The sequence below is a fragment of the Pseudomonas sp. HY2-MNA-CIBAN-0224 genome (assembly GCF_040310285.1).
In the GTDB taxonomy this organism is placed as follows: domain Bacteria; phylum Pseudomonadota; class Gammaproteobacteria; order Pseudomonadales; family Pseudomonadaceae; genus Aquipseudomonas; species Aquipseudomonas helleri.
This window is the reverse complement of sequence record NZ_JBEOPQ010000878.1, coordinates 1-239: the sequence shown is the minus strand read 5'-3', so window position 1 is coordinate 239 and position 239 is coordinate 1. Positions and strand designations below refer to the sequence as shown.

1 pseudogene is annotated in these 239 nt (G+C 51.0%); it reads left to right on the top strand.

Annotation, left to right across the window (positions count from 1 at the left end):
• Window positions 1–239 (top strand): annotated as a pseudogene (locus tag AAEZ03_RS28785) (hypothetical protein); the annotation flags it as partial.

The window sequence follows — 239 nt, the reverse complement described above, 5'->3', positions numbered from 1 at the left end:
GCATACGACCTTAGCCCAAGCCAAGCAATTGTTACCGAGTGGCACTCGGCTGACCTGTATTGATGGCGTGCGCTTAGATTTCGCTCATGGTTTTGGCGTATTGCGCCAATCAAACACCAGTCATCATTTGACCGTGCGCTTTGCTGGCGACAGCTTAGCGGATTTAAAAGACATACAAGCACGCTTCGTCGCGCTCTGCCGTCCCTTTGATAAAAATTTGGCAGCGCAGATTGCAGACC